Source organism: Streptomyces sp. Root431, assembly GCF_001426585.1.
In the GTDB taxonomy this organism is placed as follows: Bacteria; Actinomycetota; Actinomycetes; order Streptomycetales; family Streptomycetaceae; genus Streptomyces; species Streptomyces stackebrandtii.
Map to the genome: position 1 here is coordinate 146,740 of NZ_LMEI01000008.1, position 20,431 is coordinate 167,170.

Annotated in this window: 20 protein-coding genes; 13 read left to right on the forward strand and 7 right to left on the reverse strand. The window is 71.0% G+C overall.

Annotation, left to right across the window (positions count from 1 at the left end; translation table 11 throughout):
- The first annotated feature begins 225 nt into the window (after nucleotides 1-225).
- From ASC82_RS11770 to ASC82_RS11795, 6 genes are all read left to right on the forward strand, one after another.
- Nucleotides 226-993 (forward strand): metallophosphoesterase, encoded by a 768-nt coding sequence (locus ASC82_RS11770; protein ID WP_079039210.1) that lies wholly within the window; start codon nucleotides 226-228, stop codon nucleotides 991-993.
- Nucleotides 994-1,099: 106 nt separating this feature from the next.
- A complete protein-coding gene (locus ASC82_RS11775) occupies nucleotides 1,100-1,543 on the forward strand; it encodes an SRPBCC family protein (RefSeq protein ID WP_024755596.1) in 444 nt (147 codons plus the stop codon).
- A gap of 88 nt (nucleotides 1,544-1,631) precedes the next feature.
- Nucleotides 1,632-2,762, forward strand: coding sequence for an ArsA-related P-loop ATPase (locus ASC82_RS11780; RefSeq protein ID WP_056645520.1), 1,131 nt, complete (start codon nucleotides 1,632-1,634; stop codon nucleotides 2,760-2,762).
- Nucleotides 2,763-2,803: 41 nt separating this feature from the next.
- Entirely contained in the window at nucleotides 2,804-3,304 is a 501-nt protein-coding gene (locus ASC82_RS11785; RefSeq protein WP_056645522.1) for a DUF5304 domain-containing protein, read from the forward strand.
- Nucleotides 3,305-3,370: 66 nt separating this feature from the next.
- On the forward strand, nucleotides 3,371-4,312 hold the full coding sequence (locus tag ASC82_RS11790; RefSeq protein ID WP_056645525.1) for an ROK family glucokinase: 942 nt from the start codon (nucleotides 3,371-3,373) through the stop codon (nucleotides 4,310-4,312).
- Nucleotides 4,313-4,390: 78 nt separating this feature from the next.
- Nucleotides 4,391-5,134 carry an endonuclease/exonuclease/phosphatase family protein gene (locus ASC82_RS11795; RefSeq protein ID WP_056645527.1) on the forward strand — a complete coding sequence of 248 codons (744 nt, stop codon included), beginning with the start codon at nucleotides 4,391-4,393 and terminating at the stop codon, nucleotides 5,132-5,134.
- Nucleotides 5,135-5,221: 87 nt separating this feature from the next.
- Here ASC82_RS11795 and ASC82_RS11800 read toward each other — a convergent pair whose 3' ends face one another.
- Together ASC82_RS11800 and ASC82_RS11805 are read right to left on the reverse strand one after the other, a co-directional pair.
- The gene (locus tag ASC82_RS11800) at nucleotides 5,222-5,956 is read right to left on the reverse strand and encodes a hypothetical protein (protein ID WP_056645530.1); all 735 of its coding nucleotides are present in this window, start codon (nucleotides 5,954-5,956) and stop codon (nucleotides 5,222-5,224) included.
- Nucleotides 5,949-6,731 carry an alpha/beta fold hydrolase gene (locus tag ASC82_RS11805; protein ID WP_056645533.1) on the reverse strand — a complete coding sequence of 261 codons (783 nt, stop codon included), beginning with the start codon at nucleotides 6,729-6,731 and terminating at the stop codon, nucleotides 5,949-5,951. The genes ASC82_RS11800 and ASC82_RS11805 overlap by 8 nt, the downstream gene beginning before the upstream one ends.
- A gap of 177 nt (nucleotides 6,732-6,908) precedes the next feature.
- On the opposite strand from ASC82_RS11805, the gene ASC82_RS11810 reads away from it, so the two are divergent.
- From ASC82_RS11810 to ASC82_RS11825, 4 genes are all read left to right on the forward strand, one after another.
- A complete protein-coding gene (locus tag ASC82_RS11810; protein ID WP_024755589.1) occupies nucleotides 6,909-7,640 on the forward strand; it encodes a lysophospholipid acyltransferase family protein in 732 nt (243 codons plus the stop codon).
- 34 nt (nucleotides 7,641-7,674) lie between these two features.
- Nucleotides 7,675-8,889 (forward strand): DUF5931 domain-containing protein, encoded by a 1,215-nt coding sequence (locus tag ASC82_RS11815; RefSeq protein WP_056645536.1) that lies wholly within the window; start codon nucleotides 7,675-7,677, stop codon nucleotides 8,887-8,889.
- Entirely contained in the window at nucleotides 8,886-9,572 is a 687-nt protein-coding gene (locus ASC82_RS11820; protein ID WP_056645541.1) for a response regulator transcription factor, read from the forward strand. The genes ASC82_RS11815 and ASC82_RS11820 overlap by 4 nt, the downstream gene beginning before the upstream one ends.
- A gap of 114 nt (nucleotides 9,573-9,686) precedes the next feature.
- Nucleotides 9,687-10,688 carry a 2-hydroxyacid dehydrogenase gene (locus tag ASC82_RS11825; RefSeq protein ID WP_056645544.1) on the forward strand — a complete coding sequence of 334 codons (1,002 nt, stop codon included), beginning with the start codon at nucleotides 9,687-9,689 and terminating at the stop codon, nucleotides 10,686-10,688.
- Nucleotides 10,689-10,694: 6 nt separating this feature from the next.
- Here ASC82_RS11825 and ASC82_RS11830 read toward each other — a convergent pair whose 3' ends face one another.
- Nucleotides 10,695-12,569 carry an anthranilate synthase family protein gene (locus ASC82_RS11830; RefSeq protein ID WP_056645547.1) on the reverse strand — a complete coding sequence of 625 codons (1,875 nt, stop codon included), beginning with the start codon at nucleotides 12,567-12,569 and terminating at the stop codon, nucleotides 10,695-10,697.
- A 263-nt stretch (nucleotides 12,570-12,832) separates the two neighbouring features.
- On the reverse strand, nucleotides 12,833-15,658 hold the full coding sequence (locus ASC82_RS11835; RefSeq protein ID WP_056646346.1) for an N-acetylmuramoyl-L-alanine amidase: 2,826 nt from the start codon (nucleotides 15,656-15,658) through the stop codon (nucleotides 12,833-12,835).
- Between the two features lie 160 nt (nucleotides 15,659-15,818).
- Between ASC82_RS11835 and ASC82_RS11840 the strand changes: the two genes are divergently transcribed.
- Both ASC82_RS11840 and ASC82_RS11845 read left to right on the forward strand, forming a co-directional pair.
- Nucleotides 15,819-17,165, forward strand: coding sequence for a 3-deoxy-7-phosphoheptulonate synthase class II (locus tag ASC82_RS11840; protein ID WP_056646350.1), 1,347 nt, complete (start codon nucleotides 15,819-15,821; stop codon nucleotides 17,163-17,165).
- A gap of 135 nt (nucleotides 17,166-17,300) precedes the next feature.
- A complete protein-coding gene (locus ASC82_RS11845; RefSeq protein WP_056645549.1) occupies nucleotides 17,301-17,555 on the forward strand; it encodes a (2Fe-2S)-binding protein in 255 nt (84 codons plus the stop codon).
- 25 nt (nucleotides 17,556-17,580) lie between these two features.
- Here ASC82_RS11845 and bfr read toward each other — a convergent pair whose 3' ends face one another.
- Nucleotides 17,581-18,057, reverse strand: a complete 477-nt coding sequence (gene bfr, locus ASC82_RS11850; RefSeq protein ID WP_024755581.1) for a bacterioferritin — start codon at nucleotides 18,055-18,057, stop codon at nucleotides 17,581-17,583.
- Between the two features lie 184 nt (nucleotides 18,058-18,241).
- Here bfr and ASC82_RS11855 point away from each other — a divergent pair, with 184 nt between their 5' ends.
- Nucleotides 18,242-18,892 carry a sulfite oxidase-like oxidoreductase gene (locus ASC82_RS11855; RefSeq protein WP_056645552.1) on the forward strand — a complete coding sequence of 217 codons (651 nt, stop codon included), beginning with the start codon at nucleotides 18,242-18,244 and terminating at the stop codon, nucleotides 18,890-18,892.
- A gap of 38 nt (nucleotides 18,893-18,930) precedes the next feature.
- On the opposite strand, the gene ASC82_RS11860 is transcribed toward ASC82_RS11855, so the two are convergent.
- A complete protein-coding gene (locus ASC82_RS11860; RefSeq protein ID WP_056645555.1) occupies nucleotides 18,931-19,488 on the reverse strand; it encodes a DUF4396 domain-containing protein in 558 nt (185 codons plus the stop codon).
- Between the two features lie 91 nt (nucleotides 19,489-19,579).
- Nucleotides 19,580-20,431 carry a deoxyribonuclease IV gene (locus ASC82_RS11865; RefSeq protein WP_056645558.1) on the reverse strand — a complete coding sequence of 284 codons (852 nt, stop codon included), beginning with the start codon at nucleotides 20,429-20,431 and terminating at the stop codon, nucleotides 19,580-19,582.

Consider the following 20,431-nt stretch of genomic DNA (forward strand, 5'->3'; position numbering starts at 1 on the left):
CACGGCTCTGTGTGATGCACCGGTGTGGTCCATGATCGGGCAGGTGCTCAGTGGGGGTGAGCACGACTGGACCGACCGGACGTTACCCATCAGTAGATGGTTCCGATAGGGGGTCCCGGCCAGATGTTCCGTGCGTCACACATGCATGACGGTGCTGTGCGCACAGTAATCCACAGGTTTCCCGACTCGGAAGTAACCGCAGGTGACACCCCCTAAGGTGGGCTCATGCGAGTCCATGTGGTCAGTGACGTGCACGGCAACGCCGAAGACCTCGCCAAGGCGGGGGAGGGCGCCGACGCCCTCATATGCCTGGGGGACCTGGTCCTCTTCCTCGACTACGCCGACCACAGCCGCGGGATCTTCCCCGACCTCTTCGGCGTCGAGAACGCCGACCGGCTCGTGGAGCTGCGCACCGCCCGCCGCTTCGACGAGGCCCGTGACCTGGGCCGCCGCCTCTGGGCCGAGCTGGACGTCGACCGCGACACCGCCATCGAGTCCGCGGTGCGCCGCCAGTACGCCGACCTCTTCGCCGCCTTCCCGAACCCCACGTACGCCACCTACGGGAACGTCGACATCCCCCGCCTCTGGCGCGAGTTCGCCGGACCGGGCACGACCGTCCTCGACGGGCAGCGCGTCGAGCTCGGCGGCCTCACCTTCGGCTTCGTCGGCGGCGGACTGCGCACCCCCATGCGCACCCCGTACGAGATCTCGGACGAGGAGTACGCGGCCAAGGTCGAGGCCCTCGGAGACGTCGACGTCCTCTGCTCCCACATCCCGCCGGAGGTCCCGGAGCTGACCTACGACACGGTCGCCCGCCGCTTCGAGCGGGGCAGCCGCGCCCTGCTCGACGCGATCCGGCGCACCCGGCCCCGCTACGCCCTCTTCGGCCACGTCCACCAGCCGCTCGCGCGGCGGATGCGGGTCGCCGCGACCGAGTGCGTCAACGTCGGCCATTTCGCCTCGACGGGCAGGCCCTTCGCCCTGGAGTGGTGACGGGCGCGTAGCCGCGGCGCGATAGCCTTCCGACGGCACATCTGTACGTCTGTGCCCCTGTTTTCCTCTCGTTCTCGCCGGACCGCACAGTGGAGGAGCCACCGCGATGGCCGAACACACCAGCTCGAGCATCACCATCGAGGCGGCGCCGGCCGACGTCATGGGTGTGATCGCCGACTTCGCCCGCTATCCCGAGTGGACGGGCGAGGTGAAGGAGGCCGAGGTCCTGGAGACGGACGCCTCCGGCCGCGCGGAGAAGGTCCGGCTGCTCCTCGACGCCGGCGCCATCAAGGACGACCACACCCTGGCGTACACCTGGACCGGCGCCGACGAGGTCAGCTGGACCCTGGTCAAGTCCCAGATGCTCCGCTCCCTCGACGGCTCCTACCGGCTCGCCGCGCTCGGCGGCGGCGACCGCACCGAGGTCACGTACCAGCTGACCGTCGACGTCAAGATCCCCATGCTCGGCATGATCAAGCGCAAGGCCGAGAAGGTCATCATCGACCGCGCCCTGGCCGGCCTGAAGAAGCGCGTCGAATCCGGCGCGTGACCCCTGCGGGCGTGGAGCCGGCCAGGCCGGGCCCTCAGGGGCCCGACCGGCAGACACGTCCTGGGAGGGCGACGGTAACGTCCTCCGCATGCGGATCATCCTTGTCACCGGCCTCGGCGGCGCCGGGCGCACCACCGTCGCCGCCGCGACCGCCCTTGCCGAGGCGCGGGCGGGCCGCCGGGTCCTCCTCGTCTCCGAGGACGCGGACCCGCCGGCGGCCGGCGGCGACCTCCGGGTGCTGCGCCCCGACCCCGCCGCGGACTTCCGCCGCGAGTTCCTCGCCCTCCAGGCCCGCTCCGGCGCCGCCCTCGACCTCCTCGGCGCCACGCCCTTCGAGGACGCCGAGCTCACCGAACTCCCCGGCAGCCGCCACTTCGCCCTGCTGAGGGCCCTGCGCGACGCCGCCCACGGCGACCACGACCTCGCCGTCGTCGACCTGCCCCCGCTCCCCGAGGCCCTCGCCCTCCTCGCCCTGCCCGAACAGCTCCGCCGCTACCTGCGCCGCCTCCTGCCGCCCGAACGGCAGGCCGCCCGCGCGCTGCGCCCGATGCTCGCCCAGCTCGCCGGGGTCCCCATGCCCGCGCAGTGGCTGTACGAGACCACCGCCCGCTGGGAGGCCGAGCTCGCCGCCGCCCAGGCCGTCGTCGACGCCCCCACCACCCGCGTCCACCTCGTCCTCGAACCCGGACCCGCCGCCACCCGCGCCCTGCGCACCGCCCGGCTCGGCCTCGCCCTCCAGGGCCTCGCCCTCGACGCCGTCGTCGCCAACCGGCTGCTCCCCGCGGACTCCGAGGACCCCTGGTTCGCCGGTCTCACCGCCGAGCAGCACCGGCACCTGGGGGAGCTCCGTACCGCCGCGGGCGTCGTGCACGAGCTGCCGCACCTCGGCCGCGCCCCGCGCGGAGCCGAGGACCTCGCCCTCCTGACCCCCGTCCCGCCTGCCGCGCCCCTCGCCCCCGCCCCCGGACACGAGGTCGAGGACCGGCGGGAGGAGGACGGCGTGCTCGTCTGGCACATCGCCCTGCCCGGCGCCGTCAAGGAGGAGCTCGCCCTCGTCCGGCGCGGCGACGAACTGCTCCTGACCGTCGGTCCCTTCCGCCGCCACCTGCCCCTGCCGCCCGCCTTGCGCCGCTGCACCGTGACCGGTGCCGGGCTCGTCGACGGGGACCTCAGGGTGCGCTTCACCCCGGACCCGGGACTCTGGCCACGGACCCCCTGAGGGCGTGTACCGTCGAAGTACCAGCCACTGAGGAGTACGCCATGAGCGATTCGGACGCGTGGGCCAAGGCGTGCGCAGAGGACCTGGAGGCGGAGAAGGCCCGCCGCCGTGCGGAGCGCGGGACCGAGCCCGGCTCGGCCGCCGAGGAGTTCCGCAAGCTCTTCGACGCCGTCGCCGACAAGGTCGCCGGGGGACTCGGGGGCCCGCTGCTCGGCGGACTCGGCGGCATCAGCGGCGAGACCGTCAAGCAGGTCGTCAGCCAGGCGAAGGCCGTCGTCGAGCCCGTCATCGAGCGCAACCCGCAGGTCTTCGACCACCTCGCCGCCGCCGGAAACGAACTGCTCGCCGCCTACCGATCCGCCGTCGAGGGCCACGAGACCCGCTGGACCCGCGGCGGGACCGTCGCCGACGACGACCCGCGCCGCGAGGCCGACACCTCCGGCGACCGGGAGGCCGACCGCGAGGCCGACCGCGACGGCAAAGACGAGCCGCGCCGCGACGACGAAGGCCCCGGAACGGGCCAGCACATCGACCTCGACTGATCGGGACGAGCCCTGCCCTCGGGTACGGTGGGCCGTAGCGGGGCTCGACCGAAAACTGAGGGACACATGGGACTCACCATCGGCGTCGACATCGGCGGCACGAAGATCGCGGCCGGCGTGGTCGACGAGGAGGGCAACATCCTCGACACGCACAAGGTGCCCACCCCGCCCACCCCCGAGGGCATCGTCGACGCGATCAGCGCCGCGGTCTCCGAGGCGGGCAAGGGGCACTCGATCGAGGCCGTGGGCATCGGTGCCGCGGGCTACGTCGACGACAAGCGCGCCACCGTCCTCTTCGCGCCGAACATCGACTGGCGGCACGAGCCGCTGAAGGACAAGGTCGAGCAGCGGGTCGGCCTCCCCGTCGTCGTCGAGAACGACGCCAACGCGGCGGCCTGGGGCGAGTACAAGTTCGGCGCGGGCCAGGGCCACGAGGACGTCATCTGCATCACCCTCGGCACCGGCCTCGGCGGCGGCATCATCATCGGCAACAAGCTGCGCCGCGGACGCTTCGGCGTGGCCGCCGAGTTCGGCCACATCCGGGTCGTCCCGGACGGTCTGCTCTGCGGCTGCGGCAGCCAGGGCTGCTGGGAGCAGTACGCCTCCGGGCGCGCGCTCGTCCGGTACGCCAAGCAGCGCGCCAACGCCACCCCCGAGCGCGCGGAGATCCTGCTCGCCCTCGGCGACGGCACCCCCGAGGGCATCGAGGGCAAGCACGTCAGCCAGGCCGCCCGCGCCGGCGACCCGGTCGCCGTCGACTCCTTCCGCGAGCTGGCCCGCTGGGCGGGCGCCGGTCTCGCCGACCTGGCCTCGCTCTTCGACCCCTCGGCGTTCATCGTCGGCGGCGGCGTCTCGGACGAGGGCGACCTCGTCCTCGACCCGATCCGCAAGTCCTTCCGGCGCTGGCTGATCGGCGGCCAGTGGCGGCCGCACGCGCAGGTCCTCGCGGCCCAGCTCGGCAACAAGGCCGGCCTGGTCGGCGCGGCGGACCTGGCCCGCCAGGGCTGACCACCCGTACGAAGGCATACGACGACCGCCCGCCGCGTCCTCTCGGACCCGGCGGGCGGTCGTCGTATGTTGGCTGCCATGGTCAACAGCGAGCTGCCCAACTCCCGCACCGAGGCGGACGGTTCGGCCGTCCTCCGGGTCCTGAGCTACAACATCCGCTCGATGCGCGACGACGAGGATGCCCTCGCCCGGGTGATCCGCGCCTGCGCCCCGGACCTCGTCTTCGTCCAGGAGGCCCCGCGCTTCTTCCGCTGGCGCAAGCACGCGGCCCGGCTCGCGGCCAAGAGCGAGCTCGTCATGCTGAGCGGCGGCGCCACCGCGGCCGGGCCGATGCTCCTCTGCTCCCTGCGGGCCACCGTGGAACGCACCGAGGACGTGCTGCTGCCGCTCACCCCGGGCCTGCACCGCCGCGGCCTCGCGACCGCGGTCGTCCGCTTCGCCGGGGCCAGGGTCGGGCTGATCAGCTGCCACCTGAGCCTGCGCAAGGACGAGCGGTACGAGCAGGCCGGGATGGTCCTCGACCGGGTCGCCGCGCTCGGCACCCCGCACGCCCTCGTGGCCGGGGACCTCAACGAACGGCCCGGCGGCCCCGCCTTCACCCGGCTCGCCACGGAGCTGAGGGACGGCTGGGCGGTCAGCCCCTGGGGCGGCGAGTACACCTCGACCCCCGCCGACCCGCACCAGCGCATCGACGCGATCCTGGCCACCCCGGGCGTCGAGTTCCTCGGCTGCGGGGTCCCGCCGCACCTCGACCCCACGGACCTGAGAACGGCAACGGACCACCTGCCCGTACTGGCGGCGGTCCGTGTGCCTGCTGCGTAAGCCGGATTTAATCAGGAGGGGAGCCAGGGCGTGTTGCGAAAGTCCCGCCTGCCTGTCGGGCAGACGGCGCTACTTTCGAAACACGCCCTAGACGACCGCCCCGCGGCCCGGGTCGCCGAAGCCGTCGTCATCGTCGTCGTCGTGCTTCATGCGCCCGACGAGGGTCGCGAAGCCGCCCAGGAAGCCGCCCACGCAGAGCGTCGTCAGCCACCAGGTCATGTCCCACTGGAGGAGGACGGCCACCAGCATCAGCACCGGACCGCCCACCACGCCCAGCCAGGCGAACTTGGTCGTCGCGTCCGCTTCCGGCAGCGGCGGGGGCTCCGGCGGGACGAAGTGGCCCTCCTCGGCGCCGTCCGGGCCCTCCTCCGGCTCGGCCGGGGAGTAGTCACGGGGGCCGCTCGGCCGCACCCCGGGCGCGAAGACGACGGAGCTGCCCAGCGCGGGCTTCTCCGCTCCGGCCTCCGGCTTCCGGTCGGCCTCGACGGAGGCCTCGGCGTCCGTCCCGGGCCCCGGCTCGGACTCGCCGCCGGACTCCGGCGCGGCCTCGGACGCGGTCCCGGCCTCGGACTCGGAGGCCGTGCCCGTCTCCGTGACGGAGCCGGCCGCGGAGCCGGCAGGCGTCCCCGGTCCGGTCTTGGCGGCCGGCTCCGCCGGCTCGTCCTCCGGTTCGGGCAGCGCGAGGTTCTCGATCGGCCGGTACGGCCGCGCGCCCGGCGGATCCGCGGGCTCTTCCCCGTACCCGGCGACGATCGCGGCCCAAGCCGCCTCCTCGTCGATGGGCTGCGGCTCCCGCTCGCCGCCGTCCTGCTGATCAGCCACCGCTGCTGCTCCTCTTCCCGTCGACCGGACTCGGGGCGAGACGCTCGACGAACGCCCAGCTCTCCTCGAAGATCCGCTCCGCGTCATGGTCCAACGTCGCGACGTGGTAGCTCTGTTCCAGCAGGATCTCCCGGACGTCCGTCGAGGAGACGCGGCTCAGGACCCGGGCCGAGTCGGCCGGCGGCACCACGTGGTCCTGCGGGCTGTGCAGCACCACCAGCGGCTGCGTGACCTGCGGGAGCTCCGCGTCCACCGTACGGAAGAACAGGCGCAGCGAGTGCGCGGCGTGCAGCGGCACCTTGTCGTAGCCGACCTCCGTCACGCCCTCCTTGGCGATGTCGCTCGCGATGCCGCTCGTCGTGCGGACCAGGTGCCGGGCCACCGGCAGCGCGTGCGCCGCCAGGCCGTGCACCTTGTTGCCCGGGTTGACGAGGACGATGCCGCGGATCGCGTCACCGTGCTGCGCGGCCAGCCGCAGCGTGAGGGCCCCGCCCATGGAGAGGCCCATGACGAAGACGGTCTCGCACCGCTCCAGGAGCTCGCGCAGGGCGCGGTCCACCTCCGCGTACCAGTCGTGCCAGGTGGTGAGCTGGAGGTCCTCCCAGCGGGTGCCGTGGCCCGGCAGCAGCGGTAGCGAGACGCTGAGCCCGCGGTCGGCCAGATACTCGGCCCACGGGCGCATCGACTGCGGGGAACCGGTGAATCCGTGACAGAGAAGGACGCCGACCTCTCCGCCTTCGTGGCGGTACGGCTCGGCTCCGGGAAGGACCGGCACCGGGGTCTCCTGTTCGTTCGACTTCGGGTGCGCCGAAGCGACGGAAAATGGGGAAGGACCTTCACGGTACGCGACCGGACCGACACCGACCAGGGCCGTAGCGGGGGGCGTGGGCCCGTACGGGATAAAGTCGTCGCGACGGCACACGGAAGGCATGGCGAGTTGATCTACGGCGCAATGAAGTTCTCCATCGGAGGGTCCCTGAAGCTTGCCTTCCGGCCCTGGGTCGAGGGATTGGAGAACATTCCGGCCGAGGGTCCCGCGATCCTGGCGAGCAACCACCTCTCCTTCTCCGACTCCTTCTTCCTCCCCGCTGTCCTGGACCGCAAGGTCACCTTCATCGCCAAGGCGGAGTACTTCACCTCCCCGGGCGTGAAGGGCAAGCTGACCGCCGCCTTCTTCAAGGGCGTCGGACAGCTCCCGGTCGACCGCTCGGGGGCCCGCGGCGCCGGCGAGGCGGCGATCAAGGCCGGCATCGAGGTCATCGAGAAGGGCGGGCTCTTCGGGATCTACCCCGAGGGCACCCGCTCGCCGGACGGCCGTCTCTACCGGGGCAAGCCCGGCGGTCTCGCGCGCGTGGCCCTGGCCACCGGCGCGCCCGTGATCCCGGTCGCCATGATCGACACGGAGAAGATCCAGCCGCCCGGCAAGGTCGTCCCCAAGCTGATGCGCCCGGGGATCCGGATCGGCAAGCCGCTGGACTTCACCCGCTACCAGGGCATGGAGGGGGACCGCTTCATCCTCCGCTCGGTGACCGACGAGGTCATGTACGAGATCATGAAGCTGTCCGGCCAGGAGTACGTCGACATCTACGCGACCGCCGCCAAGCGGCAGATCGCGGACGCGGAGAAGGCCGCCAAGGAAGCCGTCAAGGCCGAGATCGCCGCTCGGGAAGAGTCCGGCGCGTAAGCACCCCTCAGGGGTGTTCGGGGGTGTGGGGGAGATGGCCAAGCGCGAGCGTGTCGTGCGCATGTCGGTCGAGCAGCCGCTGTGGCGGGCGCTGACCGGCTACCGGGTGATCACGATGGCCTATGCCGTCCTGATCTTCGCCTTCGGGTGGGAGCGGTACGAGCGGCCCTGGATCGCCGTCGGCTATCTGACGGTGATGAGCGTCTGGACCCTCGCGACCCTCCCCAGGGTCGCGAACGCGGCCAGCTGCACCAAGCGCTTTCTGGTCGCCGACCTCACCATCGCCCTCGTCGGCATCCTGCTCACCCCGCTCGCCGACACGCACGCCCAGACGATCGACGGCCCTACGCTGCCGTCGATATGGACCGCCGGCTCCGTCCTCGCGTATGCCATCAAGGGCGGATGGCGCTGGGCGGGATTCGCCTCCACCCTCGTCGCCGCCGCCAACATCGTGGAGCGCGGCCACCCCACCCGGGACACGGTCCACAACGTGCTGCTCGTCTGGGTGGCCTCCATCGCCGTCGGATACATCGTCGAGGTCGCCCGCGCCTCCGAGCGCACCCTCGCCCGCGCCCTGGAGATCGAGGCCGCGACCCGGGAGCGGGAGCGGCTCGCCCGCGACATCCACGACAGCGTCCTCCAGGTCCTCGCGATGGTGCAGCGGCGCGGAACGGCCCTGGGCGGCGAGGCCGCCGAGCTCGGCCGGATGGCGGGGGAGCAGGAGGTGGCGCTCCGTACGCTCGTCGCGGGAGGTCTCACCCGGCCCAGCCTGGTCTCGGAGGACGAGTCCGAAGGGGCTGTGGTCCGGGTCGTCGAGGTGGACGACGAACCCGACGACGACACCCCCGTCGACCTGCGCCTCCTGCTCGCCCCGCGCGCCGGGGCCCGGGTCACCTTCGCCGAGCCGGGCGCGCCGGTCCTGCTGCCGCCGCCCGCCGCCCGCGAGCTGGCCGCCGCCGTCGGCGCCGCCCTGGACAATGTCCGGGTGCACGCGGGGGAGGAGGCCCAGGCCTGGATCCTGGTCGAGGACTGGACGGACGAGGTGATCGTCACCGTCCGGGACGACGGCCCCGGCATCCCCGAGGGCCGCCTCGCGCAGGCCGAGGGCGAGGGCCGGATGGGCGTCGCCCTCTCCATCCGGGGCAGACTGCGGGACCTGGGCGGCTCCGCCGAGCTGATCTCGGTCCCGGGGCAGGGCACGGAAGTCGAGTTGAAGGTTCCACGGGGGAAGGCAGGACAGGAAAGATGAGCGAGCAGCAGGCCGACCGGCAGCGGATCAGGGTGATGGTCGTCGACGACCATCCGATGTGGCGGGACGCGGTCGCCCGCGACCTCGCGGAGGCGGGCTTCGACGTGGTCGCCACGGCGGGCGACGGCGAGCAGGCCGTGCGCCGGGCCACCGCGGCCGCCCCCGACGTCCTCGTCCTCGACCTGAACCTGCCGGTCAAGCCGGGCGTCCAGGTCTGCAAGGAGCTCGTCGGCGCGCACCCCGCGCTGCGGGTCCTCGTCCTCTCGGCGAGCGGCGAGCACGCCGACGTCCTGGAGGCGGTCAAGTCCGGTGCCACCGGCTATCTCCTCAAGTCGGCCAGTACGGAGGAGCTGATCGACGCCGTGCGGCGGACGGCCGTCGGCGACCCCGTCTTCACCCCCGGCCTGGCCGGTCTCGTCCTCGGCGAGTACCGCCGCCTGGCCTCCGAGCCCGCCCCGGCGGCCGGCGGGGACGAGCCGAAGGCCCCGCAGCTCACCGAGCGCGAGACCGAGGTCCTGCGGCTCGTCGCCAAGGGGCTCAGCTACAAGCAGATCGCCGAGCGCCTGGTGATCTCGCACCGCACCGTCCAGAACCACGTGCAGAACACGCTCGGCAAGCTCCAGCTCCACAACCGGGTCGAGCTCGTCCGGTACGCCATCGAGCGCGGGCTCGACGACGCCTGAGCCGCGTCCGGTACCGGGCGCGGTGACGTGAGGGGCCGTATATTCGCGATATTCGTCCATGTTTCGCGCGTATGCGGCCCATCGCCGTTTCGAGACCGTTTCGAGGGGAAGCTCGTGGAAATCCTGGCATTCGGCGTACAGGCGGACGAGAAGCCTCTGATCGAGAAGGCCTTCGAGGGACATCACGACGTCCGCTGCCTCGGCGTGTTCCTCACCGAGGACACCGCGCCCATCGCGGCCGGCTACGAGGTCATCTCGACCAGCGTCAACGCCAGCCTCGACCACAAGGTCCTGCAGACCCTCGCCGCCGGCGGCACCCAGATGATCGCCCAGCGCTCCACGGGCTTCAACAACATCGACCTGGAGGTCGCCGAGCGCCTCGGCCTCACCGTCGCCCGCGTCTCGTACTACTCCCCCTACTCCGTCGCCGAGTTCGCCTGGACGCTCGCGATGGCCGTCAACCGCCGGATCGTCCGCGCCTCCAACCGGACCCGCGACTTCGACTTCCGCCTCGACGGGCTGATGGGCCGCGACCTGCGGGGCCGTACCGTCGGCGTCCTCGGCACCGGCAAGATCGGCGAGGCCTTCACGCGGATCGCCCACGGCTTCGGCATGAACCTGCTCGGCTGGGACGTCGCCGAGAACCCCGCCTGCGTGGGCCTCGGCATGAAGTACGTCGAGAAGGAACGGCTCTTCGCCGAGGCGGACCTCATCAGCCTGCACGTGCCGCTGCTCCCGGCCACCCACCACATCATCGACGCCGCCGCCCTCCGGGCCATGAAGGACGACGTCATCCTGGTGAACTCCAGCCGCGGCGGACTCGTCGACACGGAGGCCCTCGTCGCCGAGCTCAGGACCGGCCGCTTCACCGGTGTCGGCCTGGACGTGTACGAGGCGGAGGCCGGGCTCTTCTTCCTCGACAGGTCCCTGGAGGCCGTCGACGACGACACCCTGGCCCGCCTGGTCACCTTCCCGAACGTGGTGGTCACCTCCCACCAGGCGTACTACACGGTCGACGCGGTGGGCCAGATCATCGACACCACCGTCCAGAACGTCCTCGACTACATCGCAGGCCGGCGCAGCGAGAACGTCCTGGTACCGAGGCCTTCCCCGTAGTCCCTGCTAGACGAGGACTCCGGCCAGGAGCGAGGCCGTCAGGGCCGCCCCCTCCATCGTCAGGACCGACTCGGGGTGGAACTGGACGCCCGCGAAGCCCGGTCCGCGCAGCGCGTGGACCTCGCCCGTCTCCACGTCCCGGCTGACCTCGATCCGGTGCAGGGCGAGCTCGGTCGCCGCCCGGTCGTCGCAGCGGGCCGTGAAGCTGTTGTAGAAGCCGACGGTCCGCTCCTGCCCGAAGAGGTCGATCCGCACCTGGGCCCCCTGGAACGGGGTCCGCTTGCGGACGATCTCCAGGCCCAGCTCGGCCGCGATCAGCTCGTGCCCCAGGCACACCCCGAGCAGACCGTGCCGGTGGTCCCGCACCAGCTCCGCCGTCAGACCGCGCAGGAAGCGCATCTTCGGGTCGGCGGCGTCCGCCGGATCGCCAGGACCGGGTCCGAGCACGACCGGCCCCTCGTGGGCGAGCGCCAGCTCCCGCAGCCCCGGCTCGTCGTAGCGGAGCACCGACACCTCAAGGCCCGAGGAGCGCAGGACGTGCGCGAGCATCGCCGTGAACGTGTCCTCGGCGTCGATCACCAGGGCATGACCGGACAGCTCCGCCGACCTCACCTGCATCTTCAGCCAGAACGGCGCGAGATCGGCCCGCCGCGCGTCCAGGGCCGCCCGTACGCGCGGATCGTCCGCGAGCCGGGCCGGCGCCGGGTCGGCGGCGGTGTCGACCGGCCGGCCCTCCCGCACGCCGAGCGCGGTGAGCACCCCGGCGGCCTTCGCGTGGGTCTCGGCGACCTCGCCGGCCGGGTCCGAGTGCCGGACGAGCGTCGCGCCGACCGGCACCCTCAGCTTCCCGTCCGAGGAGATGTCGGCGGTCCGGATCAGAATGGGCGAGTCCAGCGTCTGCGCCCCGCTCTCGTCCGTACCGAGCAGCGCGAGCGCCCCCGCGTAGTAGCCGCGCCCACCGGCCTCGTGACGCTCGATCACCCGGCAGGCGTTCTGCACCGGCGAGCCCGTCACGGTCGCGGCGAACATCGTCTCCCGCAGCACCTCCCGCACGTCGAGGGTGGAGCGCCCCCGCAACTCGTACTCGGTGTGCGCGAGATGGGCCATCTCCTTCAGACGCGGGCCGATCACGACCCCGCCCATGTCGCCCACCGTGCACATCATCTTGAGCTCCTCGTCCACCACCATGGAGAGCTCCTCGGTCTCCTTGCGGTCGGCGAGGAAGGCCAGCAGGTCCTCGGGGGTCGGGGCGGCCCCGGCCGGGTAGCGGTACGTGCCGCTGATCGGGTTCATCACGACCGTGCCGCCCGACATCCGCACGTGCACCTCCGGGCTCGCCCCGACGAGCGTCCGGTCGCCGGTGTGCACGACGAACGTCCAGTACGCGCCCCGCTCGCCCGCGAGGAGCCGCCGGAACAGGGCGAGGGCGTCGGCCCGCCCGAAGCCCGGGATCTCACCCGTGTACGTCCGCCGGATGACGAAGTTCGCGCCCTCGCCCGAGCCGATCTCCTCCTCGATGACCCGCCGCACGGTCCCGGCGTACTCCTCGTCGGAGACGTCGAACCGGCCGCCCTCGACGGTCACGTCGTGCGCGGGCAGCTGCCGCAGGGCCTCCGCGAGCGGCAGCTCGTACGTCTCGTCGGCGACGAGCACGGAGAGCGGGGTGCCGTCGTCCCGCACGTCGAAGCCGCGCTCCCGGATCTGCCGGAAGGGCACGAGCGCGAGCGTCGGCAGCGGGCCCACGGGCAGCTCGGCGAGGCGCTCGGCCTCGTGGACCCGGCCGATCAGCACCTCGACGGTGTCGTGGTCACGGCCGGGGGTGCGCCTGCGCAGCAGCGCGAACGGCGGGCAGGAGGGGTCGAGGAGGCGGGAGAGGTCCATGGGGCGTGTCGTTCCTTCCGAGGGGGAGTGCGGAGAGGAACGGCCCGGGTACGAGAAAAGGCCGCCCCTCGGGCGGCCTTCGCGTGTCAGTCGGTGTACGCGCGATCAGTGGGCCGCCGGATGAGCGGTCCACCACCAGTTCTGGATCTGCGGCGCGAACATGCGAGCACTGTAACCCAGCGGGGAGACGACGGGCCACGAAAACGGGGCCCGGTCCGCACCGTGGACGGTGCGAGCCGGGCCCCGTGGGCGTGCAGACCCGATCAGACGATCAGGTTGTAGATGCCCCAGCCACCACCGACGCGGACGCGGGTGGCGTACGGGTTCGGGTAGCCGTTCGTGTTCTTGTAGAACCACAGGTCGCCGGCGGCATCCCGGGCGATCAGGTCAGGCTTGCCGTCGAGGTCGAGGTCGCTCGGGCCGACCATGACGTTGTAGGCGTTCCAGCCGCCGCCGACCTGGCCGCGGGTGGCGAACGGGTTCGGGGAGCCGCCCGTGTTCTTGTACAGCCAGAGCACGCCGGTCTTGTCGCGGGCGATCAGGTCGGGCTTGCCGTCCCCGGTCATGTCACCGGTGCTGATCAGCTCGTTGTAGATGTTCCAGCCGCCGCCGACCCGGACGCGGGTCGCGAAGGGGTTCGGGGAGGCACCCGTGTTCGTGTACAGCCACAGGACGCCGGTCTTGTCGCGGGCGATCAGGTCCGGCCGGCCGTCGGCGTTCATGTCGCGAGCGCCGAGGAGCTTGTCGTAGATGTTCCAGCCACTGCCGACCCGAAGGCGGCTCGCGAACGGCGCGGAGGCGTTTCCGGTGCCCTTGTAGTACCAGAGCACGCCGTCCTTGTCCCGGGCGACGGCGTCACCGGTGCCGTCGGCACGGAGAGCGGTCATGGGGGCGATCGTGTTGTACGCACCCCAGCCGGGTCCGACCTTGTACCGGCTCAGGAACGCGCCCTTGCCGGTGCCCTGGTACTGCCAGAGGACACCGGAGGCGTCACGGGCGAGGAGGTTGTAGCGGTTGTTCGTGGCGACGGGGGCCTTCGTCGCCACCTCCTTGATGTCGGAGGCCTTCACCCACGCCAGGCGGTGGTTGTAGCGGATCGGGACGAAGAGGTTGGTCTTCCCCACGACCCGGGTGCCGTCGACGTTGAACGCACTGGAGTAGTAGTCGCCCGCCACGGCGTCACCGGCCTTGGTGTACAGCTGGTCGGCCGGGAGGCTGTACTTCGTCAGCGACGCGCTGTTGCTCGCCTGGACCGGGACACCGGTGCCCGTGTAGGCGGCGTCCTCGGGGTAGGCGCGGCCGTAGACCGGGATCGAGGCAGCGCCGTCCTTGGCGGTGATCGCCGTCTTCACGCCCACGGGGGCCGTGTACTGGCCGCCGGGGTTGTAGAACCAGGCCTTCTTGCCGCCGTACCAGATGGCGGTCCAGTCGGTCTTCGACTCGGCGACGACGTGGGTGCTGCCGGCCGTCACCTTGTTCGCCCAGTTGGAACCGTACTGCCAGCCCGCCGAGAAGTACGGGTCGGTCAGCGCCTTGGTCTGGTCGGCCACGGGCTCCGAGTAGAGGTAGCCGAAGTTGACCGGCAGCGGGACGGTCGTCTTGGTGACCCACTGGTCGTTGACCAGCTCCGTGTACTTCATGGCCTGCTGGTTGGCCGAGGTGAACGGCGGGACGATCCGCACCAACTGCCCGGCCTGGAGGAGGCCGCCCGCGCCACCTGCGCCGGTGGGGGCGCCGAGCAGCTTCATGAAGTGGTTCCAGTCCCAGAACGGGCCCGCGTCCCAGTGGTCCTGGACCTTGCTGTCCAGAACGCTCGGCACCTCGTCGTGGCCGATGATGTGCTCGCGGTCCAGCGGGATGGAGAACTTCGCGGCCAGGTACTTCACGAGGGCGGCGGAGGACTCGTACTCCGGCTCGGTGTACCAGCCGGCGTCGCCCTTGATGGCGTAGCCCTCGTGCTCGACGCCGACCGAGTGCATGTTCACGGTCTTGTTGCCCGCGTGGAACGCCTCGTTCTTGGTCTCGACCATCTGGGTCACGCGACCGTCGGCACGCACGATGTAGTGCGCGCTCGCCCACTTCCCAGGGGTCTTGAAGACGTTCACAGCAGCGTCGTGGCTGCCCTCGATGTCGTGGATGACGATCTGGCGGATGTCGAAGCCGCCGGTGCCGTTCGCGGTGCGGCTCGCGATGTTGTAGTTGCCGTCATTCTCCGAGTACAGCGCGGGGATGAACGTGCAGGCCACGGTCGTCGGGCACTCGGCCGCCGGAGTCTCGGTCGTGCTCGCGAACCCGGCCGCCAGCGGCACGTTCGCCGGCTTGACCGGCTCCACCGACGGGTCCGCCGGCAGGACGACCTGCTCGCCGTCCACAGTGAGCTCCTGCTCACCCGTCCTGATCGACTCGAAGACGCGCTTTGCGAACTGATCGGCGCCCTTGCGGTCCTCCGACTGGCTGTAGCGGGCCACGGCCGGGTACCAGGCACCCGGGTCGTCGGACAGCTCGGCGCCGGCCTGCTTCTGGTACTCGGCGAGAAGCGCCGCACCGGCCCGGATGGAAGCGGCGGTGTCGTTCTGGACGGAGTCGGTCGAGCTGTCGATCAGCTCTGCGGCCTTGTCCAGGGTGTGCAGCTTCGGGTCGTCGGTGTCGACCGTCGTCCCGGCGACGGGAGCCAGCGCCTTCTTCTTGTCGATCTTCTTGTCGATCGACGGGTCGCCCGTGCCGTTCACGAGGTGGTGGAGCAGTTCCTCGCTCGCGTCGTCCGCGATGTCCTCCGGGTCGACCTTCGTCAGCCCCATGACGTTGTACGCGCCGGTCGTGCTCGGCTGCCCGTCGTGCGACTCCCACCGCGTCTGCCGGTACGACACCGCCATCAGCACGCTCTGCGGCACATCGAACTCGCGCGCCGCGTTTGCGAACTGCGACTGGAGGGAAACATCCCCGGCAGCCGCCTTCGCGTCGCCCGTCGCGCCGAGGAGGTTCGGCGACGCGACCGCGATGGTGCCGATCGTGGCCGTGGCGACGACCGCTGCCGCCGCTCCGTACAAGAGTCGTTTCTTCTTGCGGTCCCTGCGGTGCCCTTGGGTCACGCCCACCCCTGTGGTTCGACTGTCAACTTGTGAAACGGGCCAGAGGGTAACACCGCCCGAAGGCGTGAACATTGACGGCAGACATTTCGGGCGCCCGTCTCAGCCACTGGGCAGGGGGACGAGATCGGGCGAAGGACCCCGTAGTGTTGTGCGCGTGACCGTGAACGCTGATACCCACGCCGTCGCCAAGGCGACCTGGCGAGACCTGCCCGCGGCGCAGCAGCCCGAGTACCCCGATGCCGAGGCTCTGCGCGATGTGATCGCGGACCTCGAGTCGTATCCTCCGCTCGTCTTCGCCGGCGAGTGTGACCAGCTGCGCGCCCGGATGGGAGCCGTCGCCCGTGGCGAGGCGTTCCTGCTCCAGGGCGGCGACTGCGCCGAGGCCTTCGACGCCGTGTCCGCCGACCACATCCGGGCCAAGCTCAAGACGCTGCTCCAGATGAGCGCCGTCCTCACCTACGCGGCCTCCGTGCCCGTGGTGAAGGTCGGCCGTATCGCCGGCCAGTACTCGAAGCCCCGCTCCAAGGGGACCGAGACGCGCGACGGCGTGACCCTGCCGACGTACCGGGGCGACTCGGTCAACGGCTTCGGCTTCGACGAGAAGTCCCGCATCCCGGACCCCGAGCGCCTGAAGCGGATGTACAACGCCTCCGCGTCGACGCTCAACCTGGTGCGTGCCTTCACCACCGGTGGCTACGCCGACCTGCGCCAGGTGCACGCCTGGAACCAGGACTTCGTGAAGTCGTCCCCCTCGGGCCAGCGCTACGAGCAGCTGGCGCGGGAGATCGACAACGCGCTGAACTTCATGAAGGCCTGTGGCACCGACCCGGCCGAGTTCAAGGCCGTCGAGTTCTACGCCTCCCACGAGGCGCTGCTGCTCGACTACGAAGGCGCCCTGACCCGTACGGACTCGCGCACCGGCAAGCTGTACGACACCTCCGGCCACATGGTCTGGATCGGTGAGCGCACCCGCCAGCTCGACCACGCCCACATCGAGTTCGCCTCGCGCATCGCGAACCCGATCGGCATCAAGCTGGGCCCGACCACCTCGGTGGACGAGGCGCTGACGTACATCGACCGGCTCGACCCGGAGCGCGAGGCCGGCCGGCTGACCTTCATCGTCCGCATGGGCGCCGACAAGGTCCGCGACAAGCTCCCCGAGCTCGTCGAGAAGGTCACCGCCTCGGGCGCGGTCGTCGCCTGGGTCACCGACCCGATGCACGGCAACACCTTCGAGGCCGCCTCCGGCCACAAGACGCGCCGTTTCGACGACGTGCTCGACGAGGTCAAGGGCTTCTTCGAGGTCCACAAGGAGCTGGGCACCCACCCGGGCGGCATCCACGTCGAGCTCACCGGTGACGACGTCACCGAGTGCGTGGGCGGCGGCGACGAGATCTTCGTCGACGACCTGCACCAGCGCTACGAGACGGCCTGCGACCCGCGCCTCAACCGCAGCCAGTCGCTCGACCTGGCGTTCCTCGTCGCCGAGATGTACCGCGACCAGTGAACGTGATCAGTCGGTAGGTACCTACGACGATGGGGCGCGGATCCATGTGATCCGCGCCCCATCGTCGTATCCAGGGCTTTTGAGGCTCCGGGCCGCCGGGTAAGGTTAGGTTAGCCTTATCGATCTCGGCGGGAGGTGAACCGCGTGTACGTCTGCTCATGCTTCGGTGTCACGGAGAAGCAGGTCAAGGACCACGCCGACGCGGGCGCCTGCACGCCCCGCCAGATAGCCTCGGCCTGCAAGGCCGGCACGGACTGCGGTTCCTGCGTCCGTCGCATCCAGGCCATCCTCGGGCGCGGCAACTGCCCGAGGCGCGAGCTCCTGAACCAGGGCATGCCTGCCCTGGCGGCTGACACGGTCGAGCCCGAGGGGCTCTCCGAGGCCGCCTGAGTCGGCGGGCGTACGGCGCCGGCTGCTAGCTGGGCTGCTCGATCAGCGTCGAGATGTAGAGCGCCTCACCCAGGGACTCGATCAGCTCCAGCTGCGTGTCCAGGTAGTCGATGTGGTGTTCCTCGTCGGCGAGGATCTCCTCGAAGAGGTTGGCGGACGTGATGTCCCCCTTCGCGCGCATGACCTCGATCCCGCGCTTGAGGCGGTCGATCGCTTCCACCTCGACCTGCCGGTCCGCCTGGAACATCTCGGTGATCGTCTGGCCGACCCGGACATGGAAGAGCCGCTGGTAGTTCGGCAGACCGTCGAGCATCAGGATGCGCTCGGTGATCTTGTCCGCGTGCTTCATCTCATCGATGGACTCTTCGCGCGTGTACTTGGCGAGCTTCGTCCACCCCTTGTTGTCCTGGATGCGGTAGTGCAGCCAGTACTGGTTGATGGCCGTCAGTTCGCCGGTCAGCTGCTCGTTGAGGAACTCGAGGACCTCGGGGTCGCCCTGCATCGCAGAGGCTCCTTCCACTTCCACGTTGCGTGTCTGTGCCGTCACTGGGCAGGATGGCCGCATCCTCGCACCCCGAATGGGGGGCGTCCAGTAAGTGCAGGCTTAGTGGGAGTTGCCCGAATCTCGGACGGGCTGGAGGTTGGCTGGTCATGACCACCCCTCGCCGTCTGTCACCATGGATGACATGGGTCAGCCGGAGAGCGGAGAACGCCGGGAAGGGGACGCGGGGGAGCCGGATCGTTCGCCGGACCTCCCGCCGGGTCAGCGGCTGCAGCGCGGCTGGCCGGTCACCCACTACGGCCCCGTCCCCAAGTTCAAGCCGGAGCGCTGGGAGTTCCGCGTCTTCGGTGCGACGGCGGACGGTGACAAGCGGTGCTGGAACCACGAGGAGTTCTCGGCCCTGCCGTTCTCCACGGTCGTGTCCGATCTGCACTGCGTGACGAAATTCAGCATGCTCGGGGCCGAATGGGGTGGCGTGCCCGCCCGGACCATCCTCGAACTGGCTCCGCCGGCGCCGCAGGTCACGCACGTGATGGTGTGGGCCGAGTACGGCTACAGCGCCAACATGCGGCTCTCCGACTTCGCCTCCGACCGCACGATCTTCGCCACCCACAAGGGCGGCGAGCTGCTCACCGCCGAGCACGGCTTCCCGCTGCGGCTCATCGTCCCGCACCTGTACGCCTGGAAGGGGCCCAAGTGGGTCCGGGGCGTGGAGTACATGGCCGCCGACCGCCGGGGCTTCTGGGAGGAGCGCGGCTACCACAACCTCGGTGACCCGTGGACGGAGCAGCGCTACTCGTACCAGGAGGAACCGGGAGACGGCCCGGAGCTGTAGCGCTCCGGACCGTCGGGGGCGGGCCTGGGGCCGTCCGGTCAGTGGTGGTACTGGTGGACCACCGCGTGGCCCTTGCCGCGGCCGATCATCCACTTGTTCACCGGAGTGGTGATCACGAACGCGGCGGCGAGCGCGATGGCGAGCACGATCCAGAAGAACGGCTCGTCGAGGTGCGCGTCCATGGCGCCCGGCCACAGGGCGATGATGCCGTTGTCGATGATCTCCATGACGGCGATGGAGAGGGTGTCGGCGGCGAGCGCGACCTTGAAGGCCGTCTTGAAGTCGACGCCGGCGGACAGGATGCCGCGCAGCGTGAGCGCGTAGCCGAAGAAGAACGCCAGGATGATCGCGAGGATCATCGTCTGCATGTTGCCCCAGCCGAGCGCCGTGCCGATGACCATGCCGAGGATCTCGCCGATGGCGCAGCCGGTGAGGCAGTGCAGCGTGGCCTTGGCCGCCATGGCCCAGGAGACCTTGCCGTCCGCCTGGTGATGCCCGTGGTGCTCGTGGTGGCCCTGGTGCTCGGCGTGGTTCTCGTGACCCGCGTGACCCTCGTGGCCGGTGCGGTCGTGGTGGGTGTGCGCTTCGTGCTGCATGGGTGCCCCCAAAGCCGGGTAGCGGTTCCTGCCGTTACAAGAACCGTATACCCCCCTGGGGTATTCCTCAACAGGAAACCCGCGCCCCCGATCAGCCGCGCAGCTTCTTGAGGAGCTCCACGTCGGCGACGTGTCCCTCCGTGCCGCCCGGGGTCTCGATGATCAGCGGCACCCCGTCCGTCTCCGGGTGGCGCAGCAGCGCGCGGAAGGCGTCCTCGCCGATGTGACCGGCGCCGATGTTGGCGTGGCGGTCCTTGTGGGCGCCCACGACGTCCTTCGAGTCGTTGGCGTGGATCAGCTTCAGCCGGCCCTCGCCGACGGTCGCCACCAGCTCGTCGAGCGTCCGTACCGCGCCGCCCGGCTCCGCGAGGTCGTGGCCCGCCGCGAAGATGTGGCAGGTGTCGAGGCAGATGCCGAGCTTCGGGTGGCGGTCGAGGGCGTCGAAGTACGGACCGAAGTCCTCCGCGCGCGAGCAGAGCGAGAAGCCCTGGCCGGCCGTCGACTCCAGGAGCAGATGCGGATCGTCCTCGTGCGTCAGCTCGTCGAGGAGCGGCAGCATCCGCTCGCGCACCTGCGCGAGGGCCACCTCGCGGGGGCGGCCCGCCGTCGCCGAGCCGGTGTGCACCACGACGCCCTTCGCGCCGATCTCGCGGCCCCGGCGCAGCGAGTGCCGCAGCGAGTCGACCGACTTCTCCACGGTGGCCTCGGTGTGGGAGCCGAAGTTGATGAGGTACGGGGCGTGGACCCAGGCCGAGATCGACTCGGCCTCGCACTCCGCCCGGAACCGCTCGTCCTGGGCCGGATTGCCGACCGGGGTGGCCCAGCCGCGCGGGTTGGCGACGAAGACCTGCACGGTCTCGGCGCCGAGCACGCGGGCGTAGGCGAGGCCGGTCGTGGCGAGGCCACCGGCCACGGGGACGTGACCGCCGACGGGGTTGCGCAT